This window comes from Sulfurimonas sp., assembly GCF_032250635.1.
In the GTDB taxonomy this organism is placed as follows: Bacteria; Campylobacterota; Campylobacteria; order Campylobacterales; family Sulfurimonadaceae; genus Sulfurimonas.
Map to the genome: position 1 here is coordinate 1 of NZ_JAVVFL010000100.1, position 8,228 is coordinate 8,228.

8 protein-coding genes are annotated in these 8,228 nt (G+C 42.2%); 5 read left to right on the top strand and 3 right to left on the bottom strand.

The window, feature by feature from the left end:
• From RQ763_RS07085 to ligA, 3 genes are all read right to left on the bottom strand, one after another.
• Positions 1–376: Bro-N domain-containing protein (locus tag RQ763_RS07085; protein WP_314152021.1), on the bottom strand; the 376-nt coding region annotated here is incomplete at its 3' end.
• A gap of 92 nt (positions 377–468) precedes the next feature.
• Entirely contained in the window at positions 469–1,179 is a 711-nt protein-coding gene (locus tag RQ763_RS07090; RefSeq protein WP_314152023.1) for a TlyA family RNA methyltransferase, read from the bottom strand.
• Positions 1,166–3,124: an NAD-dependent DNA ligase LigA gene (gene ligA / locus RQ763_RS07095; RefSeq protein WP_314152025.1), complete on the bottom strand. Its 1,959-nt coding sequence runs from the start codon at positions 3,122–3,124 to the stop codon at positions 1,166–1,168. Before ligA ends, RQ763_RS07090 begins: the two co-directional genes overlap by 14 nt.
• Before the next feature lie 133 nt (positions 3,125–3,257).
• Between ligA and RQ763_RS07100 the strand changes: the two genes are divergently transcribed.
• The 5 genes from RQ763_RS07100 (at position 3,258) to RQ763_RS07120 (ending at position 8,026) form a co-directional block, all read left to right on the top strand.
• Entirely contained in the window at positions 3,258–4,205 is a 948-nt protein-coding gene (locus RQ763_RS07100; RefSeq protein WP_314152027.1) for a transporter, read from the top strand.
• Between the two features lie 73 nt (positions 4,206–4,278).
• Positions 4,279–5,265 (top strand): ABC transporter substrate-binding protein, encoded by a 987-nt coding sequence (locus tag RQ763_RS07105; protein WP_314152029.1) that lies wholly within the window; start codon positions 4,279–4,281, stop codon positions 5,263–5,265.
• 3 nt (positions 5,266–5,268) lie between these two features.
• Entirely contained in the window at positions 5,269–6,051 is a 783-nt protein-coding gene (locus tag RQ763_RS07110) for an ABC transporter permease (RefSeq protein ID WP_314152030.1), read from the top strand.
• On the top strand, positions 6,039–6,776 hold the full coding sequence (locus RQ763_RS07115) for an ABC transporter ATP-binding protein (protein WP_314152031.1): 738 nt from the start codon (positions 6,039–6,041) through the stop codon (positions 6,774–6,776). Before RQ763_RS07110 ends, RQ763_RS07115 begins: the two co-directional genes overlap by 13 nt.
• Positions 6,776–8,026 (top strand): NnrS family protein, encoded by a 1,251-nt coding sequence (locus tag RQ763_RS07120; RefSeq protein ID WP_314152033.1) that lies wholly within the window; start codon positions 6,776–6,778, stop codon positions 8,024–8,026. Before RQ763_RS07115 ends, RQ763_RS07120 begins: the two co-directional genes overlap by 1 nt.
• Positions 8,027–8,228: the final 202 nt, after the last annotated feature.

Here is an 8,228-nt window from a genome sequence, read left to right on the forward strand (position 1 = left end):
GTTCAGGATCGCTCATCTCATCAACACGCTCACTCGCCACCCTTGCCAGCCAAAGTTTAAAAGGCTCCGCTTTTGGTGAGGGGATAGACTGGATAAGCCTAAAAAGCTGCTCGGTATCGGCTACGTCCGTAAGCCTCATTTTTCCATCGACCGCTTTCATCTTCAACTGGTGACAATTTGTCACCGTTTCATTTCCTTCGACTTTTAACCGTTGTTTTAGCTTATTCCAATATTTTCTTGCTCTTTGAAAATCTTGACTATCCGTCAAAATCTCTACAACATCAACGACAGAGATGTACCATTTCTCTTGCTCTTCATCCCAGAGAGTTCTTACTTTTTTCTCTTCAAAAAGTTTGATAGATTCGTGCGGTTTCATCAGTTTTGCCTTTTATAATCATTTCAAACATTATAGCTTTTGGGACAAGCCAACTCAAAAAGTATTGCAATTTGTTATATTTTATCTAAAATCTATTTCTCAAAAAAGTAGCAGTACTCCAGATTGCCCTCTTTGCCAGTGAGTTTTGAAGGCGATTTTAAAACAAGCTTCCACCCCAACAAAGCACAAGCATCCTCAAACTTTATCATGGCACCGAGTATAACTTTTTCATCCGTAACAACGCCGTTTCTGTCTCTCTTTGCCTCGCGTCCGACTTCAAACTGCGGTTTAAAAAGGAGGATAATTTTGTCTTTTGCAAATCTATCGACGGCATCCAAGATGTAAAGCAGAGAGATAAAAGCGACATCGCTTACAACTATGTCAAACTCTTTGTCGCTCTCAAACTCTCTTATGTCGCAACCCTCGTATGAATGGACTCTCTCATCGTTTTTCAGGCTTACATGTAGCTGCTCTCGACCGACATCGACCGCCGTAACTTCGGCAGCTCCGCCCTCTAGCAATACCTGCGTAAATCCGCCAGTAGAAGAGCCGATGTCAAGTGCGCTCATCCCTTTTACATCAAGAGAGAGCTCCTCCAAAAAAGCGCTCAATTTAAAAGCCGCGCGGGAGACATACTCTTTATGCTCTTTTACGCTCACTTTGTCGCTCTCTTTTAGTTTATGCGATGTCTTTATAATCTGCTCGCCGTTTACGCTCACAAACCCCTCTTTTATAAGTGTCTGCGCTTTATTTCTGCTCTCGCACAGACCGTTTTCTACCAGATAGTTATCAAGCCTGCTCAATTTTTCCCCTCATCTCTTGCTCGCTAAGGACAGCAACGCCCAAGTCCACGGCTTTGTCATATTTGCTTCCCGCATCTTCGCCGTAGATAACAAAGTCAGTCTTTTTGGAGACCGAACTCACCACCTTTGCACCCAGAGCTTCCAGCATCTCTTTTATGGCATCTCTTGACTCACTCATGCTTCCAGTCAAAACAACACTTTTGCCTTTAAACGGGTTCTCTTTTGCCTCTTCTCTCTGCTTTGGTTCAAGCGGTCGCAGAATCTCTTGGAGTTTCAAGATAGTCTCTCTGTTTACTCTGACAAACTCCAAAACGGACTCTGCCATCTCCTCGCCAAAGCCATCAAGCGCGACCAGTTCATCCTTTGAAGCATCTATGAAAGAGCTCCCAAAACGCGCGCTTAGAGTCTTAGACGCCACCTCTCCGATATGTTCAATGCCCAAAGAGTTTACAAACCTCCAGTACTCACACCCTTTTGCAGCCTCAAGCGAATCAAGCAGATTTTGCGTCTTTTTCTCCTTGAAACCCTCTAAAGTTAAGAGCTTCTCCAAAGTCAAATCAAACAGATCGATTACGCTCTTCACCAAACCTGACTCAAAGAGAGCCTCTACTATTTTGTTGCCCAAACCATCAATATTTAGACACGGTTTTGAGGCAAAATAGATAATGGAGTTTATAACTCTGGCTTCACATGTAAGGTTTTGACACTTTAAAAGAACACCCTCGTCCAAAAGCTCGCTGCCGCAAACTGGGCAAGTCGTCGGTCGCTCATATTTAATTTCGCTTCCGTCTCTCTCATGCGTTAAAACCTTTATGATTTTTGGTATAACGTCGCCGCTTCTAAGGATGATAACCTTGTCATTGATGCGGATATCTTTTCTGTCTATCTCGTCAAAATTATGCAGTGTTGCCCGCTCGACTATAACGCCATCAATATTTGTCGGCTCGACGATGGCAACAGGAGTAACCGCGCCCGTGCGTCCGACTTGGAGGATTATCTCTTTTAAAATAGTAATCTTCTCAACGGCAGGAAACTTGTAAGCAACTGAGAAACGCGGGTTTTTAACAGTATAACCCATATCTATCTGAGCGGCTATCTCGTTTACTTTTATAACCATTCCATCAAGCATCATCGCGTAGCCCTCACGATTTCTGTTCATCTCTTCATATACCGCTTCTATCTCGTCAAAATCTTTACATGTAACCCGAAGCGGCGGTTTTTTAAAGCCAAGAGAGTAGATATACTCCATCTTTTCGCTAAGAAGTTTATGCTCCAGAGTATTTTCTCCGACACCGTAAGGCAAAAAGACCAAATTTCTTGAAGCAGTTATACTTGAATCAAGCTGTCGCAAACTTCCTGCCGCGGCATTTCTCGGGTTTGCAAAAACTGCCTCGCCCTTTGCGGCTCTCTCATGGTTGATGCGTTCAAACTCATCTTTGTAAAGTACGACCTCGCCGCGAATCTCGATGCGCTCTTTATGCTCTATAGTCAAAGGAATGGAGCGGATAGTTTTTACGTTTTGCGTTATCAGTTCGCCCACACTTCCATCCCCGCGCGTGATGCCTTGAGACAACTTGCCGTCTTCGTATATAAGGTTTAGGCTTGCTCCGTCATACTTCGGTTCGCAGTAAAATGTTATGTTTTTATCTAGTTTGTAAGTTTTTATAAGCCACTTTTGCAAACCCTCAGAGTCAAAAACATCCTCTAAACTCCACATGCGGCTAAGATGAGGAGCTTTTGAAAATCCCTCCGAGACTATATCACCCACCCTTTGCGTTGGTGAGGATGGTAAAATATCCTCTTTGTGATGCTCTTCGTACTCCAAAACCTCATGGTAAAGCTTGTCGTAAACCTCATCTGTTGTCATGGGGTCATCAAGGACGTAGTAGTGGTATGAGTAGAGATTAAGAAGCTCTACCGCTTTTATATATTGTTCTTTATTCATGGGCAAAATTTTATCAAAATCTTCTTAAAATAATTAACTTGATAATAGTTATCAATATTTATATTTAATTAAGAAATATTGTTGTAAAGTTCTAGTTGAGAATGAATATCATTATATAAAAAGGAAACAAACAATGAAAAATCTATTTATAAAATCGCTTTTAATAGCTCCTATGCTTTTAAGTGCGGATGTTATGCCTGCGATTAACTCTAAAGGCGGTGCTTTGGTTCTGCCCGAAGGCAAGCTAAAGATGGGGATTACGCACATTAATTTTGAGAGAAACAGTATGTTTGAGGGCTCAAGCGAGGTACAAAACAAAGAGAATCTTGACGCAACGGCTAACATTACCATGGTTGCTTTAAGCTACGGTCTCTCAAACAAAACGACCATAAGCGCTATTGTTCCTTATAAAAACATTGAGGCAACGGCAAGACTCGGCTTAAACGATGTCGCCATAGATAACAAAGGCTTGGGTGACGTTGTTTTGGCAGCAAGACATGTTTTAATCTCTATGAGTGATGCGAACTATCAGCTCTCTCTTGACGCAGCCGTAAAACTCCCGACAGGTGCAACAAATGGCTCATTTAAGACTGCTCCGGCAGTTGCAAACGGCGCAAACACTCCAATGCCGACACAGATGGGAACGGGAGAGTTTGAGTATATGCTCGGACTTGGAGCGACAAAGATGATAAGCGAGAGCTGGGAAGCGGATGCACACGCTATGTACACGCACAGACCAAAAGCGCACAACAACTACGATTTCGGCGATGAGATTGCTCTGAACCTCTCAACGACAAAAGCAGTCACAAACAAACTAAATATTGGTATTGAGTATAACATTAAGTATAATACAAAAACGAATATGGGAGATGACACAAACGCGCAGCTTCGCGCAATACTTCCGTTTAAAGCTTTTAGCGGAACGGCAGCTTATGTGACGCCTCAAGTGGAGTTTTTGCCTTTTGGCAAACCGAAGATTCACATGGGTGTGGGCGTCTCATTTTTGGCACACTATGACCTAAAAGAGTACCAACCGCTTGAGAAAGAGAGATTTATTGTTAGGCTAGGATATCTATTTTAAAATTGATTATAGTCAATGATAATTAATATAATAGTTAGTAATATACAAGATTAATTTTATAAGGATATTTAATATGAAAAGTTTTATCTATACAATTTTTTCACTACTGCTTTTGGGCACAAACTCCCTTGTATCTGCCGAAAAAGTAGACAAGATTGTGGTTTCGGGTCCATTTGCTTCCGTTTCACACCCAATTTTACATATGATTGAGACAAATGCTCTAAGCGACGTTGCGGATAAAATAGAGTTTAAACTCTGGAAAAACCCAGATGAACTTCGAGCCATGACGATTAGAGGCAATGTTGATTTTGTGGCTATTCCGACAAACACTGCGGCTATTTTGAACAACAAAGGCGTAGATATAAAACTTCTTAATGTCTCTGTTTGGGGCATTTTGGGGATGATAAGCCGCGATGATTCACTAAAAACCCTTAAAGACTTTAAAGGCAAAAAGATAGCGGTTCCCTTTCGCGCAGATATGCCCGATATCGTCTTTAAACAGCTACTCAAAAGAGAGGGCTTAGACCCGCAAGAAGATTTTGAACTCGTCTACGTGGCAAGTCCCATAGATGCGATGCAGATGCTTATCATGAGAAGAATAGACCACTCGCTTCTAGCAGAACCTGCAATCTCCATGGCACTTAGAAAAACAAAATCGTTCCCAATCAGTATGGTTGCTCCAGAGCTTTATAGAAGTGTCGATTTGCAAGAGGAGTGGGGCAATGTTTTTGGCACAAACGGAGATCTTCCCGAAGCGGGTATTGCAGTTATGGGGCATGTTAAAGATGAACATCTCATAAAAAGATTTCAAGAAGAGTACGCAAAATCTTTAGAGTGGTATAAAACAAACCCTAAAGAGGCGGGCAAACTTGTTGCAAAAAATATTGAGATGTTAAGTGAAGAGGGCGTGAGCGATTCAATCTCGCAAATAAGATTTAAAAATGTAAGTGCAGTAGAAGCAAAAAAAGATTTGGAATTTTTCTTCAACATCTTAAAAGATGAAGATCCTAAAAGCATCGGCGGCAGACTCCCCGATGATAGCTTTTACTACGGACTTTAATATATGAAATTTGCCCTAAAAATTCTCAAAGATTTTCCGGCATATCTCTGGAGCGGATGGGGAGCAGTCGCTTCCATACTTCTTTTTATCGCGCTTTGGGATGTCGGCAATCAGGTTTACGGCGATTTGGTTCTTCCCTCTCCGCTTGAGACCTTCAAAACGCTTAACTTGATGCTTCATGACGATGCAGTTATAGCAGAGATAGAGACGACGCTTTACCGCGCTTCTATGGGTTTTGGCATCTCGCTTATTTTGGGAACTGCTCTTGGGCTTTTGGCTGGATTTTTTGCAACAGCTTCCATGATGAGCCGCCCTATTGTTACCATTTTAGTGGGTATGCCGCCGATTGCTTGGATAGTTTTGGCGATGATTTGGTTCGGCATGGGGGATGAAACTGTTATATTTACGGTTATTGTCGCCTCTTTTCCTATCATCTTTGTCGGAGCGCTTCAAGGAACACGCACGCTTGATGGCGAACTAAAAGAGATGGCGGAGAGTTTTAACTTTCCATGGCACATGCGCTTTTTTGATGTCTATTTCCCGCATATCTTCTCCTATGTTTTTCCCGCATGGGTCAGCGGTCTTGGCATGGCATGGAAGATAGTAATAATGGCGGAACTTTTGGCGACAAGCAACGGTATCGGTGCATCTTTGGCTGTTGCAAGAAGTCAGCTAGATACTCCGACGGCGCTCTCCATCGTCGTCATCATGATAGCTTCGCTCATGTTTATTGAGTACATAATACTAGAGCCAATTAAGAGAGAGGTCGAGTTATGGAGAGATTAGAGGTTAAAAAACTAAACCATCACTTCGGTTTTACAGAGATTTTAAAAAATATAAACTTTACACTAAACAAAGGAGAAGTTCTCTCCATAGTAGGTCCGAGCGGCGGCGGCAAAACAACGCTTCTGCATCTTTGCGCCGACCTGCTTGATGTTCAGGAAGGAAGCGTTACAAACACCTTCCAGAGTAGCGCATTTGCTTTTCAGGAGGCAAGACTCTTACCATGGAAAAACGTTATAGACAACATCTCTCTGGGACTCTTGGCAAAGGGCGAAAAGAGAGAGAGCGCAATCAAAAAATCACAAGAGATAGCTCTTCGTTTCGGGCTTGAAGAGGATGATTTTGAAAAATTTCCAAAAGATTTAAGCGGCGGAATGAAGCAGAGAGTAAGTTTTGCAAGAGCGCTTGTTCTCAAACCCTCCCTGCTCTTTTTGGATGAACCATTTTCTGCCCTTGATATAGGGCTTAAAAAAGAGCTTCAGAGCATCTTGATAGAGATGATAAGCAAAAAAGAGATAAGCATACTCTTTATCACGCATGACCTTATGGAGGCGATTCGCCTGAGCGATGAGATGCTGCTTCTAAAAGCCGATCCGGGGCATATAGTCAAAAAGTTCAGGTTTGACCTTATCCAAAACCAAAGAGATGACAGATATGTTTATGGCAAGAGTGCCGAGGTACTTCAAGATGAAGAGATTGTAAGTACGTTTGAACTGGAACTAAAATAATGAAACACGAAGAAGAGAAACCGCAAGTTTTACATGCAACAAACCACTACCTCTACTATCCCGATGAGAAAGGTGTTCCTCCCTATTTGGCATATGGATTTAGACCTATCTTTTTGCTTCTCGCTCCCTACCTAATTATCTCCATGCTGCTATGGGGATTTGTTTGGAGCGGCATGCTTAACATCCCATTTATGGACAACATCCTTGTTTGGCACGTCTACGAGATGCTTTTTGGAATACTTACGGCGGGGATTTTGGCATTTTTATCGACCGGACTTCCCGAACTCTTCCCCGGATTTGTGCCGCTTGTGGGTAAAAAACTAAGAAACGTCGTCATTTTATGGATTTTAGGAAGAGTTAGTTTTTGGTTTATAGATGTCACGGGAGTTTATGTCGCTGCATTTTTTAACCTTGCGATGCTTGGCTACCTTATCTGGTTTGCAAAAGATGCAGTGCTTGACAAACTCCAAAGACACGCCTCTTTAGGCTATGTGCTGGTACTGCTCTTTGGACTTGAGATGTGGTTTTTTGCTTCCATGGCGGGACTTGCTTCAACCGACGCTATGGAAATCCTCAAAATTGCGCTCGGTGCGCATGTCATCCTGATACTTCTAGCACTTAGACGCGTCAACATGGAAGCGGTAAATGAGCTTATGGAAGACAAAGGGATAGATGATGTTTACATATCACGCCCGCCTCTTACCAACTTGGCGCTATTTGCAATCGGACTATTTAGCGTAGTGGAGTTTTTATACCCACAAAACTCAGCACTCGGCTGGCTTGGACTCTCAGCTGGTGCAGCGATTCTTGCTATAACGTCTGATTATAAACTCAAAGATAAGTTTATACTCAATCAACCCTACGTTATCTATCTATCGTTTATATATGTGCTTCTGGGACTCGGATACGCCATGATTGGCTATAGCATCCTTGCAAATGAGTTAGAAAATATCGGTCATTTCAGGCACTTAGTGACAAGCGGTGGTTACGGTCTTGCTTATCTTATGGTCATGCTAATCATCGGCTGGATTCACACAGGACGCCATCTGACTTCAAACATCTACACGCATCTTATGGTAGCTTTTATAGTTATCGCCTCGCTTATGCGTAGCGCGATAGCCTTCTATCCAGAGTATTCAAGCGAACTCTATCTTTACTCGGCAATCCTCTGGAGTGTACCTTTTATGCTTTACGCAAAAGTCTTTTTTGGGTTTTTAATGGCTCCAAGAGCGGATGGGATAAAGGGGTAATGCTCTTTTTTAGAGGGCTTCACTTATCCTCATTGCGAAAAATTGACAAAACGGTTTAAAAAGTAGAAACGAAGAGAACCAATCCCATCATGAATTTCACTCAAATAGTACATTCCATTCAGCACTGCTTTCATAAATATATTCATCATGGAATGACCCCCATAAAGTAGACAAACTTTTAATCGGTTAATTTGATAAAATA